A 20,156-nucleotide genomic window follows, 5' to 3' on the forward strand; every position below is an offset into this window, starting at 1 on the left:
GTATCCACTCACGGGTGGCGTCAGCCGCACACCGACTTCGCCCGCAGCACCCGGGTCACCGCCGCCGTGTTCTCCCCCGCGTCCAGGGTGCCCGCGGCCAGGGCCGGCTCCAGCGCGTCGAGGATCGGCTCCGGGTCGCCGCCCGCCGACCACAGGGCCACGTCGGCCCCGGCGTCCAGCGCGGCGAGCACCGCCTCGGGCAGCTCGTACTGCCCCGTGACGGCCTTCATCGCGCCGAGGTCGTCGGTGTAGACGACGCCGGCGAAGCCGTACTCGTCGCGCAGCAGCGCGTACACCGCCGGGGTGAGCGAGCTGGGGAGGCCGTCGGTGAGGCCGGGGACGTCGAGGTGCCCGACCATCACCGCGGCCGGCAGCGGGCCCGTCGCCAGCGGGGCGCCGGGGCCGACGAGGTCGGCGTAGGGGCGCAGGTCGGCGCCGCGCAGGTCCTCGAGCGGCGGGGTGGTGACGCGCCCGGCGTGCGAGTCGCCGTCGGCCCGGCCGTGGCCGGGGAAGTGCTTGACCACCGGCTCGATCCCGGCCTCCCGCAGGCCCTCGGCGAACGCGAGGGCGTAGCGCGTGACGTCGTCGGGGTCGGTGCCGAAGGACCGGTCGCCGATCACCTCCCGGGCGGACTGCCCGCCGAGGTCGACGACCGGCGCGATGTCCTGCGTGACGCCGCGGGCCGCCAGCGCGCGGCCGCGCTGCAGCGCGAGCGCCCGCACCTCGTCGGTGGTCAGCCCGCTCATCTCGCGGGCGCTGGGCAGGTCGCCGTCGAGCTCGTCGACGCGCTGCACGCGCCCGCCCTCGTCGTCGACGGCCACGGTGACCGGGATCCGCGCCCCGGCCTGCAGCGCGCGCAGCGCCTGGTCGCGCAGCAGCGCCGTGGCGTTGCCGGGCAGGAACACCCCGCCCACCTGCGAGGTGCGCACGGTCTCCGCCGCCCCTGCCGGGTCGGCCGCGTCGACGCCCACCATGAGCCGCTGCGCGAGCAGGGCCCGCGGCGACATCGCGGCGACGACGGCGGCGCAGTCGGGCAGCCGGTCGTCGACGGGGGCGGGCGCGGCCGCGCGCGCGGCCAGGGGCACCGGCGCCGCGGGGGCGGGACCGGTCGGCACCAGGAACGCCCCCGTGCACGCCAGCACCCCGGCCGCCAGCCCGACGAGCCACGGCCCGGCCGACCGGCGGGCCGGGACGGCGCGGGCGCGCAGGCGGACGGACGAGTGGTGCGTGTGGGGGCGGCTCATCACCGCTCATCCTCCACCCCGCGGCCCGCGACGACACTCACACCCGACGCGCGCGTCGGGGTATGACCTCACGAACATGGGTCGACTGGCGGTTGTGATCACCGTGTGAGATCACGTTGGGTAGGGACCGTGAAGCCGTTCGTGATCAACAGCCACGGCAAGCTCGTGTTCCCCGCGACGATCCTCGGGGAACTCGACTTCTCGGTCCTCGACACCCTCGAGCAGTTCACGGCCGTCATCGGGAGGGACTACGAGTCCAAGGCCCCGACCGGCACCGACCTGCTGCAACGGGTCGAGGCCGGTGCCTACGACAGCCGGTTCGCGCTCCTGCGCGACCTGGCCCAGAACCTGTTCTGGGTCAACCGCTACTCCATGACCATGTTCGACAAGAGACCCACCCGCTTCCGCGACCTGCCGCGCACGCGCGGTGACGTCTTCCTCCCCGTCCTCACCCCGTGGGAGGACGGCGAGCGCAAGGTCGCGGCCGTCGAGCAGGCCTACCGGTCCCTGCCCGCCACCTACGACGCCGAGGCGGAGGACCGCGCGTTCGCGCTGCTGTTCGACGTCTTCCGGCACAAGCGCCACCACGCCACGGAGCTGCCGGCGATCAAGCCGACGGTGGCCGAGCTGCTCGCGCAGCCCGAGGCGCTCACCTGGGTCCTGCCCGCGCACGACCCGGACTTCCCGACCTTCTCGGTCGCCGACATCCTCGACGCCGACGAGTCGGTGCCCGAGCTGGAGGCGCTCTCGCGCTGGGCGATGGTGCTGCACAACCAGTACCCGTGGGAGCGCGCCGAGACGGCGCTGCGGCCCGTCGGCGAGATCGGCGACGACGACGTCGTGATCGCGCTGCACCCGCGCAACCGCGACGTCAGCGCGTTCATCGAGCGCGTCCGCTCCGGCACGTCCGCGACGGCGTCGGTGCTGCCGCCGCCGCTGCCGCCCGTCGAGCCGGTCACGCCCTACCCGCCGACGCGGGTGCGCGAGGCCTTCGCGGTCAAGCCGGTGCTGGAGGCGCTGTCGGTGGTGCGGGGCGAGCTCGTCTGCTCCAACGACGACGTCATCCGCAACGCCAGCTTCTCCTGGTCGCCGATGAGCGCGGCGGAGATCAGCAAGAAGACCGGCATCGACGAGCGCCGCTACTCGGAGCGGCCGCTGGAGCAGCTCGCCCTCGACGCGGCGCTCGCCGCACTGGAGCACTCCGGCCGCACGCCGGCCGAGATCGGCGCGGTCCTCGTCGCCACCTGCACCAGCGAGCGGCTGATCCCGTCCGTGGCGTGCTGGCTGTCGGGCCAGCTGGGCATCCTGCAGACGCACATGTCGGCCGACATCGTCGCGGCCTGCGCGGGCCTGCCCTACGGGCTGTCGGAGGCCGTGCGCCTGCTGCAGGAGGTCCAGCGGCCGGTGCTGCTCGTGTGCGTCGAGAAGTTCTCGGACAAGATCGGCGCGGTCCGCACCTCGCGCATGATCTTCGGCGACGGCGCGGCCGCGATCGTGGTGGCGCCCGGCGAGACCAGCGACGTCGAGCTGCTGCAGACCTACGCCAGCGGGCCGGTCAGCGAGGTCAACTCGATCATCTGGCCGAACCCGGAGTTCGACAACGACATCACCGTCTACGGGCCCGAGGTCAAGTCGCTGGTGCAGCGCTACCTCGACCAGATGCTCGGCGAGCTGGCCACCGAGCCCGACCCCGACGAGCCGGGCCGCCCGATGATCGACTCGATCGACCTCATCGTGCCGCACCAGGCCAACAAGACGATGATCCTGGGCCTGGCCGACAAGGCCGGGCTCTCGCACGACCAGCTGTACTTCGACATCGAGACGATGGGCAACGTCTCCGCCGCATCCATCCCGATCGCCATCGCGGACGCCGTGCGCGACGGCGTGATCGACTCTCCCGTCCGGGTCTTCGCGCCCGGGTTCGGGGCGGGCGCGGTCGGCGGCTACGCCGTGCTCCGCGTCGACCCGTCGATCGTCGCCCCGGAACGCGCGGCGACGTCCGGCACCACCGACGGCCCGCGCGCGGCCGAGCGACCCACCACCACTGACGACGTCCGCGTGGCGTTCGGGGAATGAGGGACACCATGACCGACAGGCGAGTGGCCATCGTGACGGGCGGGGCCCGCGGCATCGGCGCGGCCATCACCACCGCGCTGGCGAAGTCCGGCGTGCACGTGGCGGCCGGGTACAGCTCCAACAGCCAGGCCGCCGAGGAGCTGGCCGAGAAGCTGGGTGCCGAGGGCGCCTCGGTGTCGACGCACCAGGGCAACGTCGGCTCGCCCGACGACTGCCAGCGCGTCGTGGGCGAGGTGCTCGAGCAGTACGGGCGCGTCGACTACCTCGTGAACAACGCGGGCGTGACCGTCGACAAGACCATGCGCAAGATGTCGGTCGAGGACTGGCACGCGGTGCTGCGCGTCAACCTCTCCGGCGCGTTCTACATGACCAAGCCGGTGCTCGACCACATGCTCGAGAAGAAGTTCGGGCGCATCGTCAACATCAGCTCGGTGATCGGCCAGATGGGCAACATCGGCCAGGTCAACTACGCCGCCTCCAAGGCCGGCCTCTTCGGCCTCACCCAGAGCCTGGCGCGCGAGACGGCGAGCAAGGGCATCACCGTCAACTGCGTGGCGCCGGGCTACATCGAGACCGAGATGGTGGCGGCGATCCCGAAGGAGGCCTTCGACAAGATCGTCGCGAAGGTGCCTGTGGGGCGGCTGGGGCAGGCGTCGGAGATCGCGCGGGCCGTGCAGTTCCTGGTCGACGACGAGGCCGGCTACATCACCGGCAGCGTCATCTCGGTGAACGGCGGGATGGACATGTAGGTGTCGCGCCCGCCCCGCCGCCGCGCTGTTGACGGGTGGCGGGGTGGGGCGCACCGCGTGGTCGTCGCGCCGCGATCACCGGCGGCGGGGCAGGAACGTGACACCAGCGTCCTCCGGACGACCGTGACGGCGCACTCCCGACGATCACCGGCGGCCGCACCCTCCGCACGCCACCGCTCGCCCTTGATCGCCGCGAACCGCACCTCACGTTCTCGGCGGCAAACGTGGTGTGCGGTCGGCAGCGATCACCGTCGCGCCGGCGAGCGGGCCTCAGCTGATCGACGGCACCCGCTCCCCCTCCACCGGCTCACCGGGCGGGGTGCCGTCGCCGAAGGGGCGGCCGCCGAGGGCCTCGCGGCCGTGGGGGTCGAGCCAGGGGCGGACGTCGGGGCCCAGGGGCACCACGCCGCTCGGGTTGATCGTGTGGTGCACGCCGTAGTAGTGCTGCTTGATCTGCACGAAGTCGGTGGTGTCACCGAAGCCGGGGGTCTGGAAGAGGTCGCGGGCGTAGGCCCACAACACCGGCATCTCGGCCAGCTTCTGCCGGTTGCACTTGAAGTGGCCGTGGTAGGCGGCGTCGAAGCGGACGAGGGTGACCCAGAGGCGGATGTCGGCCTCGGTGATCGTGTCGCCGACGAGGTAGCGGCGGTCGGCCAGGCGCTCGGACAGGGCGTCGAGGCGGCCGAACAGCTCGCCGTAGGCCTTCTCGTAGGCCTCCTGCGTGCTCGCGAACCCGCACTTGTAGACGCCGTTGTTGACGTCCTCGTAGAACGAGGCGATGACCTCGTCGATCTCGTCGCGGTGCGCCTGCGGGTAGAGGTCGGGGGCGCCGGGGCGGTGGTGGGCGGTCCACTGCGTGGAGAAGTCCAGCGTCAGCTGCTGGAAGCCGTTGGTGGCGACCTTCCCGCTGCTCACCTCGACCATCGCCGGCACCGTGACGCCGGCGTCGAAGTCGGGGTCGGCGGCGCGGTAGGCCTCGCCGAGGTACTCGATGCCGAGCACCGGGTCCTTGCAATCGGGGTCGAGGTGGAACCGCCAGCTGCGCTCGTCGTGCAGCGGGCCCGCGATCCCCATCGAGATCGCCGGGTCCAGCCCGAGCAGCCGCCGCACGATCACCGAGCGGTGCGCCCACGGGCACGCCCGCGCGACGACGAGCCGGTAGCGGCCCGCCTCGACCGGCCAGGCCGTGGACCCGTCGGAGGTGATGCGCGCGTCGAGCGCGACGGGCTCCCGTTCGAAACCGCCTTCGGTCATGCCCCGAGCCTAGATCGGCCCGCGGCGGCCCGCCGGTCGGTCAGTCGTCCTCGCCGCCGTCGTCGTCGCCCTCGTCCTGCTGGTTCGACACGCCGGGGCCGTCGTCGTCGTCGCCCTCGGCGGGGCCGCAGGCGGCTCCGGTGCTGAGCAGGATCGCGGCGCCGGCGGCCGCGGCCACCACGGTGCGCTTCACGGTCGAATGTCCCATGTGCGCAGCTTCCCACGCCGGGCCGTCGGACCGGTCCCCGGCGGAGTCGTGGTCGGCCTCGTGGTCGTCCTCGAACACCCAGAACCGCAGCAGCAGGAACCGGCCCGCGCCGCCCAGCACGCTGGCGGCCGCGACGGTGGCCGACTCGAGCAGCGGCGTCGGCGAGTCGACGGCCGTGTGCAGCGCGAGCAGCACCAGCGAGCTGTAGACCGCGTAGAACGCGACCATCCCGACGGTCTGCACGTGCGCGCGCCAGGGGTGGACCTCCTCGCCGCTGAACGTGAAGCGGCGGTTGACCTCGGTGCTCACCAGCGTGCTGACCACCAGCGCCGCGAGGTTGGCCGGCAGCAGCTCCATCGAGGTCCGCAGCGTGAGGTAGACGAGCGCGTTGACCAGCGTCCCGACGCCCCCGGCGACGACGTAGCGGGCGATCTGGGCGGCCACGGGGTGCCGCTCGCGCAGCGAGTGGCCCGGTGCGCGTGACGCCGTCAGCACCACCATCCCGCACCCCCCTCCGCCTCGACCCCAGCTCATCACACGGGACGAGGTGAGCGCTGTCGCTCACCTGTGTGAACGCTGTGAGCACGGCAGGATTTCCCGACCGCGTCATGATCTACGCGTGAGGGTCCTCACCGGTTCGGCCGGGGAGGGCGCGGGAGGGGCTCAGATGACGAAGAACACCGTCTCGCCCTCGCCGCGCAGGCGGATGTCGAAGCGCAGCTCCCCCGGCCCGGCGTCGGTGGCGACGAGGGTCGCGGCGCGGTCGGGCGGCAGCGCCGACAGCACCGGGTCGGCGGCGTTGGCCGCCGCCTCGTCGGGGAAGTAGATGCGGGTGACGACGCGGTCGAGCAGCCCCCGGGCGAACACCGAGACGTCGACGTGCGGGGCCTGGCCGTCGCCGGTCGCCCCCGGCTTCACGGTGACGACCTCCCACGAGCCGTCCGGGCGGGTGGAGGCGCGGCCGAAGCCGAACAGCGGGTCGTCGAAGCGGCCCTCGGCGTCGGCCTGCCAGGTCTCGATCAGCCCGTCGGGGACCGGCTCGCCCGCCCCGTCGTAGAGCGTCCCGGAGATCCGCACCGCGCCGGGGCTCCCCGCCGGCACCACGAGGTGGCCGTCGGGCCAGGTCAGGCCGATCGACAGGAACGGGCCGACGGTCTGGGACGGCGTCTCACTCATGAGGCTCCTCGAACGGGGTCTGGTCGCGGCCGCGCAGCACGACGTCGAAGCGGTAGGCCAGTGCCCAGTCGGCGCGGGTGGCGTCGAGGTCGAACGTGGACACCATCCGCATCCGCGCCTTCTCGTCGGGCACCGAGCCGAAGATCGGGTCCTGGGCGAACAGCGGGTCGTCCGGGAAGTACATCTGCGTGACGAGCCGCTGGGTGAACGCGCGCCCGAACAGCGAGAGGTGGATGTGGGCGGGGCGCCAGGCGTTGTGGTGGTTGCCCCACGGGTAGGCGCCGGGCTTGATCGTCGTGAACGAGTACGAGCCGTCGGAGCCGGTGACCACGCGGCCGCCGCCGGTGAAGTTCGGGTCGAGCGGCGCGGGCCAGTCGTCGCGGGCGTGGGCGTAGCGGCCCGCCGCGTTGGCCTGCCAGATCTCGACGAGCGAGTCGGGCACGGCGCGCCCGTCGGAGTCCAGGACGCGCCCGAACACGATGATCCGCTGCCCGATCGGCTCCCCCGCGTGCTGGCGGGTGAGGTCGTGGTCGGACGGGCCGGACGGGCCGGCGAGCGCGGGCCCGGCCAGCTCCGTGAGTCCCTGCGGCAGCACGACGGGCGCGTGCGACGGCGCGCGCAGCGCGGTGCTGCGGTAGCCCGGCGACAGCAGCGGCGGGTGCGTGCCGTCGGCGGCGGGGCGGTAGGTCATCAGACGCTCCCGTGGGGCAGGCCGACGTAGTTCTCGGCGAGGGTGGTGGCCGCGGCACGCGAGCTGACCGTCTGGCGCAGCTGGGAGAGCTGCAGCCTGCGGTCGAACGCGTCGGCGGCCGGGTCGGTGTGCAGCATCGATGTCATCCACCAGGAGAAGTGCTCGGCGCGCCACACCCGGCGCAGGCAGGTGTCGGAGTAGCCGTCGATCCCGGTGTCGTCGCCGTCCTGCAGGTGGGTGGTGAGCGCGTCGGCCAGCACCCGGACGTCGGCGATCGCGAGGTTCATGCCCTTCGCCCCGGTCGGCGGGACGATGTGCGCGGCGTCGCCGGCCAGGAACAGCTTCCCGTGCCGCATCGGCTCGGTGACGAAGCTGCGCATCCCGGTGACGCCCTTCTCCAGCAGCGGGCCCTCGTTGATCTCGGTGCCCAGCCGCTCGTGCAGCTCGTCCCAGATCCGGGCGTCCGACCAGTCGTCGGCGTCGGTGTCGACCGGGACCTGCAGGTACAGCCGCGTGATCTCGGGGCTGCGCATCGAGTAGAGGGCGAAGCCGCGCTCGTGGTGGGCGTAGACGAGCTCGTCCTGGGTCGGGGCGGCCTTCGCGAGGATCCCCAGCCAGGCGAACGGGTACTGCCGGTCGTGCGCGGTGTGCGGCACGCAGGCGCGGCTGACGCCGTGGAACCCGTCGGCGCCGACGACGACGTCGCAGCGGAGCTCGCCGCCGTCGAAGTGGATCACCGGATCGCTCGTGACGTCCTCGATCCGGACGCCCGACACCTCGAACCGCACGTCGCCGCCGTCGGCGAGCCGGGCCGCGATGAGGTCCTTGACGACCTCCTGCTGCCCGTAGACGACGATGCCGCGCCCGGTGAGGTCGGCGAAGTCGATGCGGTGCTCCTCGCCGTCGAAGCGCAGGGAGACGCCCTCGTGCGCCATGCCCTCGCGGTCGAGGCGCTCGCCGAGGCCGACCTCCCGCAGCAGCTCGACGGTCGGGTGCTCCAGCACGCCGGCCCGCACCCGCTTCTCGACGTACTCGCGGCTGCGCGCCTCCAGCACCACCGACTCGATCCCCCGCCGGGCGAGCAGGTGCGACAGGAGCAGCCCCGCCGGTCCCGCGCCCACGATGCCCACCTGTGTCCGCATGGGCGCCACGATGACGGAGCGGGCCGCCCGAACTCGACGGGCCTTCCGCTGAACGGAAGGATGGCCCGCGTGGGCGACACGGTGACGGCGCGCGTGCTGGGCGTCCTCGACGCGTTCTCCGCCGAGCACCCCGAGCTCACGCTGACCGAGATCGCGCGCCGGTCGGCGCTCCCGCTGTCGACGGCGCACCGGCTCGTCGCCGAGCTCGCCGGCTGGGGCGCGCTGGAGCGCGGCGACGACGGGCGCTACCGGATCGGTCTGCGGCTGTGGGAGGTCGGCGCGCTGGCCCCGCGGTCGGTGGGCCTGCGCGAGGCCGCGATGCCGTTCCTCACCGACCTGCACGAGGTCACCGGCGAGAACGTGCAGCTCGCGGTACTCGACGGCGCCGAGGTCGTGTACGTCGACCGGATCTCCGGGCGCGGCGCCGTCAACGTCATCACCCGCGTCGGCGGGCGGCTGCCGCTGCACGCCACCGGGGTCGGGCTGGTGCTGCTCGCGCATGCCCCCGCAGCGCTGCAGGAGCAGGTGCTGGCCGCCCCGCTGCGCCGCTACACCGAGCGCACGATCTGCGCGCCGGCCGAGCTGCGCCGGGTGCTCGCCGACGTGCGGCGCACCGGGGTGGCGGTGAGCGACCGGCAGATCGAGCTCGTGGCGCTGTCGGTCGCCGCGCCGGTCCGCGGGCCGCGCGACGAGGTGGTGGCGGCCCTGTCGGTCGTGGTCCCCGCGGCCACGTCCGACGCGCGGGCCTACGTGCCGGTGGTGCGGGCGGCGGCCCGGGGTGTGTCGCGGTCGCTCGGGGCGTCCGGCTGACGGCACTTGCGTCCACGTGCTTCCAGCCGCAACGATCCCGACGATGGACGTCGTCGAGTTCCGGCCCACCCCCGACCAGTACGCCTGGACCTTCGGCGGGGTCGCGCCGAGCCACCGCATCCGCCCCGGCACCGTGCTGAAGCTGTGGACCGAGGACGCGTTCTCCGGTCGCCTGCAGCGCACCACGGACATGCCGTCGCAGGTGCTGGACATGACGCAGGTCAACCCGCAGACCGGCCCGTTCTTCGTCGAGGGCGCCGAGCCGGGCGACACGCTCGCGATCCACATCGTCGACCTGACGCCCGCGCGCGACTGGGCCGCGTCGACGACGATCCCGTTCTTCGGCGCGCTCACCCACCCGTCGACGCTGCACGAGCCGCTGCCCGAGCGGACGTGGATCTACCAGCTCGACCGGGCCGCGGGCACCGTCCGGTTCGAGTCGGCCGCGCTCACCCTCGACCTGCCCCTGGAGCCGATGCTGGGCACCGTCGGGGTGGCGCCGCCCGGGCGCGAGGTGCGGTCGAGCCTGGTGCCCGACACGTTCGGCGGCAACATGGACACCCCGGAGATGAAGCCGGGCACCACCTGCTACCTGGGTGTCAACGTCGAGGGCGCGCTGTTCTCCGTCGGGGACGGGCACTACCGGCAGGGCGAGGGCGAGAGCTGCGGCACCGCGGTCGAGGGCGCGATGGACGTGACGCTGATCGTCGAGCTGATCAAGGGCGGCGCGCCCGCGTGGCCCCGTCTGGAGCACGACGACCACTACGCCGTGGTCGGTTCCGCCCGCCCCCTGGAGGACGCGTGGCGCGCGAGCCAGGTGGGGATGGTCGCGTGGCTCGGCGAGCTGTACGGGCTCGACCGCCTCGACGCCTACCAGCTCCTCACGCAGGTGGCGCTCTCCCCGCTGGCCAACGTGTGCGACACCAACTACAGCGCGCTCACCAAGATCGAGAAGCGCCTGCTCCCCGACGCCGCCGCACACGGCGGCATGCACTCCCACCTGCGCTCCCTAGCGATTGGACTGACCTGATGGATCTCCAGCTGGCCGGCAAGACCGCGCTCGTCACCGGCGGCACGAAGGGCATCGGGCGCGCCGTCGTCGAGGCGCTGCTCGCGGAGGGCGCGTCCGTCGCGTTCTGCGCGCGCACCGCGGACGACGTCGAGAAGGCCGAGGCCGAGCTGGGGTCCGCCGCCGCGGGCACCGCCGTCGACGTCGCCGACGGCGCGGCGCTCGCCGCCTGGGTCGCCGCGAGCGCCGAGCGCTTCGGGCGGGTGGACGTCGCCGTGGCCAACGTCAGCGCGCTGGCGATCGGGCCGGGCGAGGACAACTGGAAGGCCGGCTTCGAGGTCGACCTCATGCACACCGTGCGCCTGTGCGAGGCGGCGCTCCCGCACCTGCTCCGGACGCAGGGGTCGATCGTCGCGATCTCCTCGGTGTCCGGCCGCGAGATCGACTTCGCCAAGGACGCCTACGGCACGATGAAGGCCGCGGTCGTGCACTACGTCGCCGGGCTCGCCCTCGAGCACGCCGCCGCGGGCGTGCGCGCCAACTGCGTCTCCCCCGGCAACACCTACTTCCCCGGCGGGGTGTGGCAGGGCATCGAGGGCGGCAACCCCGACCTGTTCGCCACCGCGCTGGGCATGAACCCCACCGGGCGGATGGCCCGGGCCGAGGAGATCGCCTACGCCGTGACGATGCTGGCCAGCCCGCGCGCGTCGTTCATCACGGGCACCAACCTCGTCGTCGACGGCGCCCTGACCCGCGGGGTGCAGCTCTAGCCATGCGCGAGTTCCGCATCGACGTCCCGCAGGCCGACCTCGACGACCTGCGCGACCGCCTCGCCCGCACGCGCTGGCCCGAGCCCGCCACCGTCGAGGGGTGGCAGCAGGGCGTGCCGCTCGACTACGCCCGCGAGCTCGTCGAGCACTGGACCACGGTCTACGACTGGCGCCGCTGCGAGGCCGAGCTCAACGCCCTGCCGCAGTTCACCACCCCGCTCGACGGCGGCGGCGACGACTCCTGCCAGATCCACTTCCTGCACGTCCGCTCGCGCCACGAGGGCGCGTTCCCGCTGCTGCTCACGCACGGCTGGCCGGGCTCGGTGATCGAGTTCCTCGACGTCGTCGAGGCCCTGACCGACCCGCCCGACCCGCGCGACGCCTTCCACCTCGTCATCCCGTCGCTGCCCGGCTACGGCTTCAGCGCGAAGCCGTCGACGTCGGGCTGGGGCGTCGAGCGGATCGCGACGGCGTGGGCGCAGCTCATGGACCGCCTCGACTACGACCGCTACGGCGCCCAGGGCGGCGACTGGGGCGCCATGATCACCTCGGCGCTGGGCACCGGGATGCCCGACAACGTCGCCGGCATCCACGTGACGCTCCCGCTCGCCCAGCGCCCGCCCGAGGGCTCCGTGCCGCCGCTGACCAAGGCCGAGGAGGCCGCGCTCACCGACCGGCGCTACTTCGAGACCCACCGCTCGGGCTACTCCGCGATCCAGGCCACGCGCCCGCAGACCCTGGGCTACGGCCTGGCCGACTCCCCCGTCGCCCAGTGCATGTGGGTCGTGGAGAAGTTCTGGGACTGGACCGACAGCGCCGGGCCCCCGGAGAACGTCGTCCCGCGCGACCGGATGCTCGACGACGTGATGCTGTACTGGCTGCCGGGCACCGGGGCGTCGTCGGCGCGGCTGTACTGGGAGAGCTACCGCCGCCGCCGGCTCGACCCCGTCGAGGTGCCCACCGGCATCACGCTGTTCCCCAAGGAGCTGTGGCGGCTGCCGCGGTCCTGGCTGGAGCGCCGCTACACCGACATCCGGCACTGGAGCCAGCCCGACGTCGGCGGCCACTTCCCGTCGGTGGAGCAGCCGGAGATCTTCGTCGACGAGGTGCGCGCGTTCTTCCGGATGGTGCGGTAGCTAGCGGAAGGTCAGCACCGACGCCGTGAAGCCGTGCAGGTGGTTGCGCCCGCCGACCGGCCCGATCTCCCCGGCGGCGAAGAACCCGGCCACCCCGGCGTCGCCCAGGACGCGGCGCAGCAGGGCGGGGTCGTGGTCGGCCGAGGGGAACATCGTGGTGCCGCGGCCGTTGCAGGAGAACAGCAGCGCGCCCGACACCGGCTCGGTGCCCAGCAGCTCCTCGAGGTCCTCGCCCGCGCCCGCGGCGTCGCGCACCTGGAACCGCACGGTCTGCCCCACCTCGACGAGCTCGCCGATCGCGACCGCTCCCGCCTCGGGGTCGACGCCGGTGACGCCGCGGATGAGGAAGTCGCCGCGGCCGTGGTCGTCGGCGTACTCGTCGATGGCGATGCCGACGTGCAGCCCGCGCCCGGCGAGCTCCTGCTCGGCGGGCGGCAGCGACGTCACGATCTCGGCGAGGCGCCGGTAGGCGGGCGAGCCGGCCAGCTCGTGCAGGACGTTGCGCTCGGCGCGCGTCACGACCATCGCGGGGCCGATCGGGCGGCACCCCTGGCTGACGACGGTGCGGACGCCCGCGTCGCCGCCGAGCACCACGCCGACGCCGCCGCGCTCGTGCACCTCGCCGTCGAGGAACAGGCGGTTGGCGCCAGGGCCGCCGGGCGCGCCCGCGAGCCCGCCGACCACGGGGAACCCGGGGTTCACCGCGTTGGCGTGCTCCAGGAACCCGCCGACCGGGAACGAGTAGGGGTCGACGACGAGCGCGGCGACGCGGTCGTCGGAGCGCGGGACGGGCATCCCGGCGACCCGGATCCCGCCCTCCGCCTGCTCCGCGACGAGCCGGACGGCGCGGACCGTGGCGCCGGGCAGCACGGCCGCCCACACCGCGACGGCCGGGCCGTGCTCGACGCCCCGCCCGTCGCCGATCACGCCGCCCGAGGTGCCCCCGATGCTGGTGCGGGCCCCGGCCAGCTCCATCGCGCGCAGCCCGGCGGCCCCGGCCGCGTCGGCGCCGAGGCGGCCCGGCGCGACGAACACCCCCAGCAGGTCGGGCACGGCGCCCTCGAGCGGGGCCAGCGCCTGCGCGACCGCGACCTCGGCGGCGCCCAGCAGGTCGGGGCCGACCGCGAGCCCGTCCCCGAACCGCCGCGATCCCGTCATGACGCCCATCGTCACACGGACCGGGCCCCCGCGGCCGTCCCGGATCGGCGGACGGACCCTTCTCGCCAATGAATTGCAGTGGATAATGGATGGCCGAAACGTCAGGAATGGGGTGCCGGGCGCAGCCGGCCGGGCCGCGGCCACATTCGCGCCGACGCGATCCCGACCACCTCCGCGGGCCCCAGGACGCGGGAGTCGGTGGAGCCGAACGGGTTGTCCCCGAGCACCCACCACCCCCCGTCCTCGGGGCGCACCGCACGCTTCACCGACAGCTGCTCGGGCCGTGCTGACCAGCGCACGAGCACCACGTCACCGGGTGAGGGCTCCCCGCCGAACCGCACCAGCAGGACGTCGCCGTCGCGCACCGCCGGGGACATCGACGGACCCCGCACCGCGACCCGCCGCCACCACCGCACACCGATCTCCATCCCGTTCTCGGAACGACGCGGGAGTAGGGTGGCAGAAGCGAGAACGATCATCGAACGAGGAAGGACACAATGCGGATGCTGTCCCGTATTCTCCGCCCGCGGCTGGAGGCCACCGCGCACTGCGACCTCCCCTGCGGCGTGTACGACCCGGCCCAGGCGCGCATCGAGGCCGAGTCGGTCAAGGCCATCCAGGAGAAGTACCAGGGCAACGAGGACCCGGCCTTCCGGGTGCGCGCGATCGACATCAAGGAGCAGCGCGCCGACCTGGTCAAGCACCACCTGTGGGTGCTCTGGACCGACTACTTCAAGCCCCCGCACTTCGAGAAGTACCCGGAGCTGCACGAGCTGTTCAACAAGGCCACGAAGAAGGCCGGCGGCGGTGCCGACGGCGCCAAGTCCTCGATGGACCCGGCCACCGGCCAGGAGCTGCTCGACCTGATCGCCCAGATCGACAAGATCTTCTGGGAGACCAAGGCCGCTGCCTGACCCAGGCCCTCGACGGCGTCGGCCGGCGGACCCGTTCCGCCGGACGGCGCCGTTCGTCGTTCCCGAGTGCTCGGGGTTCCCGAGTGCCCGGGGCCGCAGCGGGTACCCGGTGGAGGTGAGCGAGCATCCGAACGCGGCCGCACGCGTCCTGTACCTGGTGGTCGGCGGCCTGCTCCTGCTGGCCGGGATCGCCCTCCTCGTGCTGCCCGGGCCCGGGCTGCTGCTCGTGCTCGGGGGCCTGCTCGTCCTGGCGCACGGGTTCCCCGCGGCCCAGCGGTACGTCGGGCCCGTCCGCCGGCGCGCGATGGACGCCGCCGACCAGAGCGTCGCCTCCCCGCTCCGGATCGCGTTCTCGGTGCTGACCGGCCTCGCCCTGGTCGTCGCCGGGGTGGTGTGGGGCCTGGTGCCCGGGCTGCCTCTGGGCGGCTGGCCCACCGGGTCGAGCCTGGTCCTGTCCGGGCTGGTCCTGCTCGGGCTGCTGGTCTTCAGCTACCGGCGGGTGCACGGACGCACCCGCGCCCCGGCCGGCGGGACCCGCACCGGGGGTTCGTCGCGGGGCGCACCGGGCCGGACCCCACACCGGTAGATCGACTCCGTAGATCGACTGCGGGGAGTGCCACGTGTGGCGTTTGTGACGGATGGGTACTAGCGCCCATCCGGACCCGGCGAGTACCGCCGGGGCCACCACACGAAGGGCTCACCGCCATGCTGGACAACATCGGAGCAGCACTGCGCGACGGGCTCAGCCTCGTCGCCCGGTTCGTGCCCCAGCTGCTGCTCTTCCTGGTCATCCTCCTCATCGGCTGGTTGATCGCCAAGGGCCTGCGCAAGGCCACGAACGCGATCCTGGAGCGGGTCGGCTTCGACCGCGCCGTCGAGCGCGGCGGCATCGGCCGCATGCTGTCGCAGTCGAAGTACGACGCCAGCGACCTGCTCGCCCTCGTCGTCTACTACGCCATCCTGCTGATCACGCTGCAGATCGCGTTCTCCGCGTTCGGGCCGAACCCGATCTCCGACCTGCTCACGCAGTTCGTCGCGTTCCTGCCGCGGATCGCCGTCGCCATCGTCATCGTCGTGATCGCCGCCGCCATCGCCGCGGCCGTGAAGGACCTCATCGGCGGTGCGCTAGGCGGCCTGTCCTACGGCCGCATCCTGGCCACCGTCGCGTCGGTCTTCATCATCGGCCTGGGCGTCATCGCCGCCCTCTCGCAGATCGGCGTCGCGATCGCGGTCACGCTGCCGGTGCTGATCACCGTGCTCGCCACCGTCGGCGGCATCCTCGTCGTCGGTGTCGGCGGCGGCCTGATCGCCCCGATGCGCCAGCGCTGGGAGCACATCCTGAACCGGGCCGAGCAGGAGGCGCCCCGGGCGGCCGCACAGGCCCGGACCAGCACCTCGGGGCCGACCACCGCGTCGTTCTCGTCCGAGCCGCCCACCGAGGAGATGCGCCCGGCCGCTCCCGTCACGCAGAGCGCGCCGACGGACCACCCGGGCAACGGGTCCGGCTCCTTCGCCCCCGACCCCACCACCGGCCGCACTCCCCAGTGACGCGCTCGCGGGGGCGGCGGCCGGCCACAGCAGCGCCGCCGTCCCCGCCCGGGCGTTCTCAGACCCTCTCGGCCAGCTTCCGCGGCGCCAGCAGGCGGTAGCTCTCGGTCAGCAGCTCCGTGAGCTCCCCCGGGTCCACCTCGGGCCCGGGGTCGAGCACCATCCCGACGATCTGCGGCCCCCACGGCGCGTCGAAGAACCGCGGTCCGGAGTGCTGCAGGGCGGCGAGCTCGGCCCCGGCGGAGTGGAACGTCAGGACCGTCGCCGGTCCGTCGGTGCCGGCCGCCCGGGCGTAGGCGGGCGGGTGACCGCCCTCGATCGGCAGCAGGTGGGCGAAGGTGCGCGTGCGGATCCGCCAGCGCACGCCGCGCCACGCGCGCTCCTCGTGCGCCTCGGGCAGGGCGAGGCAGAGCGGACGCACGACGGCGAGCAGCCCGTCCACCCCTAGCCCCGGACGGCCCGCAGCAGCAGGTGCATCGCCGCGTCGGTGGAGCGTTCGCGCACGTCGGAGCGGCCCCCGGGCAGTCGCGGGTCGCGGGCGATGACCAGGCCGTCGGCGGTGGTGACGCAGAAGCAGACGTAGCCGACGGGCTTCGCCTCCGTGCCGCCGCCCGGCCCGGCGACCCCGGTGATGCCGATGCCGACGTCGGCCCCGAGCCGCTCGCGGGCGCCGTCGGCCAGGGCGCGGGCCACCTCGGGCGAGACGGCGCCGTGCTCGGCGATCATCTCCGCGGGCACCCCGAGCAGCGCGGTCTTCGCCGCGTTCGAGTAGGCGACCACCCCGCCGGCGACGTAGGCGCTCGACCCGGCGCGGTCGATCAGCCGCGAGGCCAGCATGCCGCCGGTGCACGACTCCCCGGTGGCGACGGTCCAGCCCTTGTCGAGCAGGCCGGTGGCGACGAGCTCGTCGGTGCTGGTGCCGTCGGCGCTGACCAGGTGCCGCTCGTGCGCGGCGATCAGCGCGTCGGCCAGCGCGTCGGCCGACGCACCCGGCCCGGGACGCACGTCCACCTCGAGCTCGGAGCGGCGCAGGCAGGTCGTGACCTCGATGCCGGAGAGGTCGAGGCCGCCCGCCTCGATGTCGCGCAGCGTCGCCGCGATCTCCGACTCGGGCAGCCCGAAGTAGCGCAGCGAGCGGGACCGCGCGGGCGGCACCGACTCGAGCAGCGCGCGCACCGGCTCCGCGGCGAGCGCGGCGGGCCACATGCCCTGCAGCTCGCGCGGCGGCCCGGGGAGCACGACGACGACCGGCCCGTCCGGCACTGTGACGACGAGTCCCGGCGCTGTGCCGACGGGGGCCAGCGCCGTGGCGCCGCGCGGCACCATCGCCTGCTTGCGGTTGGCCTCCTCCAGCGCCGGGCCGTCGAAGCCGGTGCGCCGCGCCCAGGCCGCGAGGATGTCGGCGATGTGCGCGCGCATCGGCTCGTCGAGCTCGAGCGGCACCCCGGCGAACCCGGCGACGACCTCGGCCGTGAGGTCGTCGGCCGTGGGACCCAGCCCGCCGCTGGTGACGACGAGCGCCGCACCCCGGACGAACTGCAGCGCGTCGGCCAGGTCGGCGGGACGGTCGCCGACGACCAGCACGTGCGAGACCTCGAACCCCAGCTCACCGAGGTGCTGGGCGACCCACGGGCCGTTCCTGTCCGAGATCGCGCCGGTGAGCAGCTCGCTCCCGGTGACGACGACCGCGGCCCGCGGCCGGCTCACTGATCCACTCATGCCCGCGACGCTACCGCCGCGCGGGCCGACTCGTCGCCCACGGCGACGGCGTCGGCGACCCGCCGGGCGTCGGTGGACAGCGCGCCGATCCCGACCGAGCGCACCGGGCCGAGCGCGAGCAGGTGCCCGGGGCCACGGCCGGGGTGCGCCGCGTCGGTGACCAGGCGCAGGTCGGCGCCGTAGCGGCGGGCTCCCTGCGCGAGCGAGCCGAGCCCGGGGACGGCCCGGTCGAGGGCGCGGGCCCACAACGACGGCCCGGCGTCGACGTCGCCGTGGAGCTCGGCCTCGGGCCGGCAGACCAGCACGAGCACGTGCGTCGCCCCGCCGCGCAGCGCCCGCGCCGTCGCGAGCGGCTCGCCGACCGAGCCGTCGACCCAGCGGCGGCCGGCGTGCTGCACGGGCGGCCCGGTGAGCAGCGGGATGGCGGCGGTGGCGCGCAGGCCGCGGCGCCAGTCGTCGACGGTGTCCAGGGCGGTCAGGACGTGCGGGGTGAGGTCGGCGGCGTCGGTGGCGACGACGTGCAGGGGCACCGGGCTGTCGCGCAGCACCTCCCACGGCAGCGGCTTCGTGCCGTCGAGGACGCCGTCGACGAGGTGGTCCAGGCTCACGGCGGGGCGGCGGGTGCCCAGGCGGCGCAGGTCGATGAACGCCGGGGACGCGAGGTCCTCGGGGAACGCGGCGGCCCCGGCGTCGGCGCGGCCGGTGAGGAACGACGCCGCCGACACCGCGCCCGACGACGAGCCGTAGACCTCGTCGACGCCGTCGCGCAGGCCCGCGCGGTCGAGCGCGTGCAGCATCCCGGCGACGTAGGCCCCGCGCATCCCGCCGCCGCCGACGACCAGCGCGACGCGGTGCGGGTCGCCGCGGTCGCCGGGCCGGGTGCCGCGGCGGTCCCGCAGCACGCGCAGGACCTCGAGGTCACCGCGCAGTGGGGGCACGGGCGGAGGGTAGGGCACGACGCGGCGCGGGCCCGGACCGCTGTGGTCCGGGCCGGCGCGGCGGGTCGTGCAGGGAGGGTCAGCGTCCGGCGCCCCGGCTGCCGCTCACCCACTCCTCGTCGGTCATCCGCAGCGCCGCGACGCCCGCGGCGACCATGAACAGGCCCAGCCCCAGGCCCTGGGCGACGCCGCTGACCGTGCCCATCGGCAGCACCACCGCCGCGACGATCGACAGCGGGACCAGCAGGCTCGGGATCCAGTGGAAGAACCCGGCGCGCCAGGCGGCGAGGCCCAGGACCGTCATGCCCAGGAAGCTCGCCATCAGGAGCGGCCCGGCGACGAGGAACCCGGCCAGCGGCAGGCCGTGGGAGGCGTCGGAGACCACCACGGCCTGCTCGGCGGGCAGGTTCTGGCGGATCGCCAGGTCGTAGAAGTCGCTGACGAGCAGGCCGGGCAGCGCCAGCGCGCCGGGCAGCGCCAGGCCCAGTCCGACGTTCCCGGCCACCCGGCTCCGCCGCCTGGTCATGATCCCCAGCGCCAGCAGCACCGGCACGATGCCGAGGTAGCCGTACTGCAGCAGCAGCGCGGCGACCTGGCTGCGGACCGGGTCGGCGGCCAGCGAGTCGAGGTAGGCGAGCGTGCCCTCGGAGGTCTCCCAGTTCGTCGCCGCGAAGCCGGCGACGGTGACCAGGCCGGCGACGACGCCGGTGGCGCCGAGCGCGCGGCGGCGGAAGGGGGTGGCCGGCGCGACGGGCACCTCGCGGGGCAGGGTCGCGGGGACGGTGGTGGCGGCGGTGCTGGTCATCGGGCGCTCCAGGGGTGTCGGTCGGTCGGGCTGACGGGAACGAGCGTGCTCCCGCCGGGCCCTCCGCGGACCGGTGTTCCCTGGCGCTTCGGCTGTGGTGCCAGCACCCCCGTCACACCGGCGGCGCGCGCCCTACGCTCCTCGCGTGCAGACCCGAGTCGTCCTCGCCGAGGACAACGCCCTCCTGCGCGCCGGCCTGGTCCGGCTCGTCGACGCCGCCGAGGACCTCACCCTCGTGGGCGCCGCAGCCGACCTCCCCGCGCTCACCGACCTCGTCGACCGCGAGGCGCCCGACGTCGTCGTCACCGACATCAAGATGCCCCCCACGCACACCGACGAGGGCATCGCGCTGGCCACCCGGCTGCGCGACGAGCACCCGGGGATCGGCGTGCTCGTGCTGAGCCAGTACGCGGAGGCGCCCTACGCGATGGCGCTGCTCGCGTCGGGCACCGCGCGGCGCGGCTACCTGCTCAAGGAGCGCGTGGCCGACGGCGACGAGCTCGCGGAGGCGATCCGGCGGGTGGCCGCGGGCGGCTCGGTGATCGACCCGACGGTGATCGAGGGGCTCGTGGCGGCCAACCGCGCCGCGCCCTCGGACCTCGACCGGCTCACCCCGCGCGAGCTGCAGGTGCTCGGCGAGATGGCGCAGGGCAAGAGCAACGCCGCCGTCGCCGCCGCGCTCGTGCTGTCCGAGCGGGCCATCGAGAAGCACACGAACTCGATCTTCTCCAAGCTCGGGCTCTCCGAGGAGCGCGACCTCAACCGCCGCGTCAGCGCCGTCCTGATGTACCTGCAGGAGGACTGATCGC

General features: G+C 74.2%; 22 protein-coding genes. 10 read left to right on the plus strand and 12 right to left on the minus strand.

The features are described from left to right. Positions 1 to 20 precede the first annotated feature (20 nt). Positions 21 to 1,244 (minus strand): glycoside hydrolase family 3 N-terminal domain-containing protein, encoded by a 1,224-nt coding sequence (locus HOP40_RS01475; protein WP_172154040.1) that lies wholly within the window; start codon positions 1,242 to 1,244, stop codon positions 21 to 23. Between the two features lie 129 nt (positions 1,245 to 1,373). Here HOP40_RS01475 and HOP40_RS01480 point away from each other — a divergent pair, with 129 nt between their 5' ends. Further along, positions 1,374 to 3,320 (plus strand): 3-oxoacyl-[acyl-carrier-protein] synthase III C-terminal domain-containing protein, encoded by a 1,947-nt coding sequence (locus HOP40_RS01480; protein WP_172154041.1) that lies wholly within the window; start codon positions 1,374 to 1,376, stop codon positions 3,318 to 3,320. Between the two features lie 8 nt (positions 3,321 to 3,328). Then, a complete protein-coding gene (gene fabG, locus HOP40_RS01485) occupies positions 3,329 to 4,069 on the plus strand; it encodes a 3-oxoacyl-[acyl-carrier-protein] reductase (protein WP_172154042.1) in 741 nt (246 codons plus the stop codon). Positions 4,070 to 4,339: 270 nt separating this feature from the next. Here fabG and HOP40_RS01490 read toward each other — a convergent pair whose 3' ends face one another. From HOP40_RS01490 to HOP40_RS01510, 5 genes are all read right to left on the minus strand, one after another. Beyond that, positions 4,340 to 5,323, minus strand: coding sequence for a glutathione S-transferase family protein (locus HOP40_RS01490; protein ID WP_172154043.1), 984 nt, complete (start codon positions 5,321 to 5,323; stop codon positions 4,340 to 4,342). A gap of 40 nt (positions 5,324 to 5,363) precedes the next feature. After that, a complete protein-coding gene (locus HOP40_RS01495; protein WP_172154044.1) occupies positions 5,364 to 6,032 on the minus strand; it encodes a GtrA family protein in 669 nt (222 codons plus the stop codon). A 162-nt stretch (positions 6,033 to 6,194) separates the two neighbouring features. Next, positions 6,195 to 6,707 carry a protocatechuate 3,4-dioxygenase subunit alpha gene (pcaG, locus tag HOP40_RS01500; RefSeq protein ID WP_172154045.1) on the minus strand — a complete coding sequence of 171 codons (513 nt, stop codon included), beginning with the start codon at positions 6,705 to 6,707 and terminating at the stop codon, positions 6,195 to 6,197. Continuing rightward, positions 6,700 to 7,398 (minus strand): protocatechuate 3,4-dioxygenase subunit beta, encoded by a 699-nt coding sequence (gene pcaH, locus HOP40_RS01505; RefSeq protein WP_172154046.1) that lies wholly within the window; start codon positions 7,396 to 7,398, stop codon positions 6,700 to 6,702. Before pcaH ends, pcaG begins: the two co-directional genes overlap by 8 nt. Beyond that, positions 7,398 to 8,540 (minus strand): 4-hydroxybenzoate 3-monooxygenase, encoded by a 1,143-nt coding sequence (locus HOP40_RS01510; RefSeq protein ID WP_172154047.1) that lies wholly within the window; start codon positions 8,538 to 8,540, stop codon positions 7,398 to 7,400. Before HOP40_RS01510 ends, pcaH begins: the two co-directional genes overlap by 1 nt. 60 nt (positions 8,541 to 8,600) lie before the next feature. Here HOP40_RS01510 and HOP40_RS01515 point away from each other — a divergent pair, with 60 nt between their 5' ends. From HOP40_RS01515 to HOP40_RS01530, 4 genes are read left to right on the plus strand one after another with little or no spacing between them, the layout of a single operon-like run. Beyond that, entirely contained in the window at positions 8,601 to 9,350 is a 750-nt protein-coding gene (locus tag HOP40_RS01515) for an IclR family transcriptional regulator (RefSeq protein ID WP_172154048.1), read from the plus strand. 43 nt (positions 9,351 to 9,393) lie between these two features. Beyond that, positions 9,394 to 10,380, plus strand: coding sequence for an acetamidase/formamidase family protein (locus HOP40_RS01520; protein WP_172154049.1), 987 nt, complete (start codon positions 9,394 to 9,396; stop codon positions 10,378 to 10,380). Next, on the plus strand, positions 10,380 to 11,129 hold the full coding sequence (locus HOP40_RS01525) for an SDR family NAD(P)-dependent oxidoreductase (RefSeq protein WP_172154050.1): 750 nt from the start codon (positions 10,380 to 10,382) through the stop codon (positions 11,127 to 11,129). Before HOP40_RS01520 ends, HOP40_RS01525 begins: the two co-directional genes overlap by 1 nt. 2 nt (positions 11,130 to 11,131) lie before the next feature. Beyond that, a complete protein-coding gene (locus HOP40_RS01530; RefSeq protein ID WP_172154051.1) occupies positions 11,132 to 12,265 on the plus strand; it encodes an epoxide hydrolase family protein in 1,134 nt (377 codons plus the stop codon). Here the strand turns inward: HOP40_RS01530 and HOP40_RS01535 are convergent, their stop codons facing one another. Then, a complete protein-coding gene (locus HOP40_RS01535; protein WP_172154052.1) occupies positions 12,266 to 13,423 on the minus strand; it encodes an FIST signal transduction protein in 1,158 nt (385 codons plus the stop codon). It lies immediately after the preceding gene. A 101-nt stretch (positions 13,424 to 13,524) separates the two neighbouring features. Next, positions 13,525 to 13,851: a S26 family signal peptidase gene (locus tag HOP40_RS01540; protein ID WP_172154053.1), complete on the minus strand. Its 327-nt coding sequence runs from the start codon at positions 13,849 to 13,851 to the stop codon at positions 13,525 to 13,527. Positions 13,852 to 13,920: 69 nt separating this feature from the next. Here HOP40_RS01540 and sodN point away from each other — a divergent pair, with 69 nt between their 5' ends. The 3 genes from sodN (at position 13,921) to HOP40_RS01555 (ending at position 15,885) form a co-directional block, all read left to right on the plus strand. Continuing rightward, a complete protein-coding gene (gene sodN, locus HOP40_RS01545) occupies positions 13,921 to 14,337 on the plus strand; it encodes a superoxide dismutase, Ni (protein ID WP_172154054.1) in 417 nt (138 codons plus the stop codon). 115 nt (positions 14,338 to 14,452) lie between these two features. After that, a complete protein-coding gene (locus tag HOP40_RS01550) occupies positions 14,453 to 14,923 on the plus strand; it encodes a PGPGW domain-containing protein (RefSeq protein WP_172154055.1) in 471 nt (156 codons plus the stop codon). A gap of 119 nt (positions 14,924 to 15,042) precedes the next feature. Next, entirely contained in the window at positions 15,043 to 15,885 is an 843-nt protein-coding gene (locus tag HOP40_RS01555; RefSeq protein ID WP_172154056.1) for a mechanosensitive ion channel family protein, read from the plus strand. A 58-nt stretch (positions 15,886 to 15,943) separates the two neighbouring features. Here HOP40_RS01555 and HOP40_RS01560 read toward each other — a convergent pair whose 3' ends face one another. From HOP40_RS01560 to HOP40_RS01575, 4 genes are all read right to left on the minus strand, one after another. Beyond that, on the minus strand, positions 15,944 to 16,327 hold the full coding sequence (locus HOP40_RS01560) for an MmcQ/YjbR family DNA-binding protein (protein ID WP_172154057.1): 384 nt from the start codon (positions 16,325 to 16,327) through the stop codon (positions 15,944 to 15,946). A gap of 2 nt (positions 16,328 to 16,329) precedes the next feature. Then, complete coding sequence (locus HOP40_RS01565) at positions 16,330 to 17,604, minus strand: competence/damage-inducible protein A (protein WP_172154058.1); 1,275 nt, start codon at positions 17,602 to 17,604, stop codon at positions 16,330 to 16,332. After that, a complete protein-coding gene (locus HOP40_RS01570) occupies positions 17,601 to 18,542 on the minus strand; it encodes a patatin-like phospholipase family protein (RefSeq protein ID WP_172154059.1) in 942 nt (313 codons plus the stop codon). The genes HOP40_RS01565 and HOP40_RS01570 overlap by 4 nt, the downstream gene beginning before the upstream one ends. 79 nt (positions 18,543 to 18,621) lie before the next feature. Further along, positions 18,622 to 19,347 (minus strand): hypothetical protein, encoded by a 726-nt coding sequence (locus HOP40_RS01575; protein WP_172154060.1) that lies wholly within the window; start codon positions 19,345 to 19,347, stop codon positions 18,622 to 18,624. 145 nt (positions 19,348 to 19,492) lie between these two features. Here HOP40_RS01575 and HOP40_RS01580 point away from each other — a divergent pair, with 145 nt between their 5' ends. Further along, positions 19,493 to 20,152, plus strand: a complete 660-nt coding sequence (locus HOP40_RS01580) for a response regulator transcription factor (protein WP_172154061.1) — start codon at positions 19,493 to 19,495, stop codon at positions 20,150 to 20,152. The last annotated feature ends 4 nt before the right edge of the window (positions 20,153 to 20,156 follow it).

The sequence above is a fragment of the Pseudonocardia broussonetiae genome, from assembly GCF_013155125.1.
GTDB classification, from domain to species: domain Bacteria; phylum Actinomycetota; class Actinomycetes; order Mycobacteriales; family Pseudonocardiaceae; genus Pseudonocardia; species Pseudonocardia broussonetiae.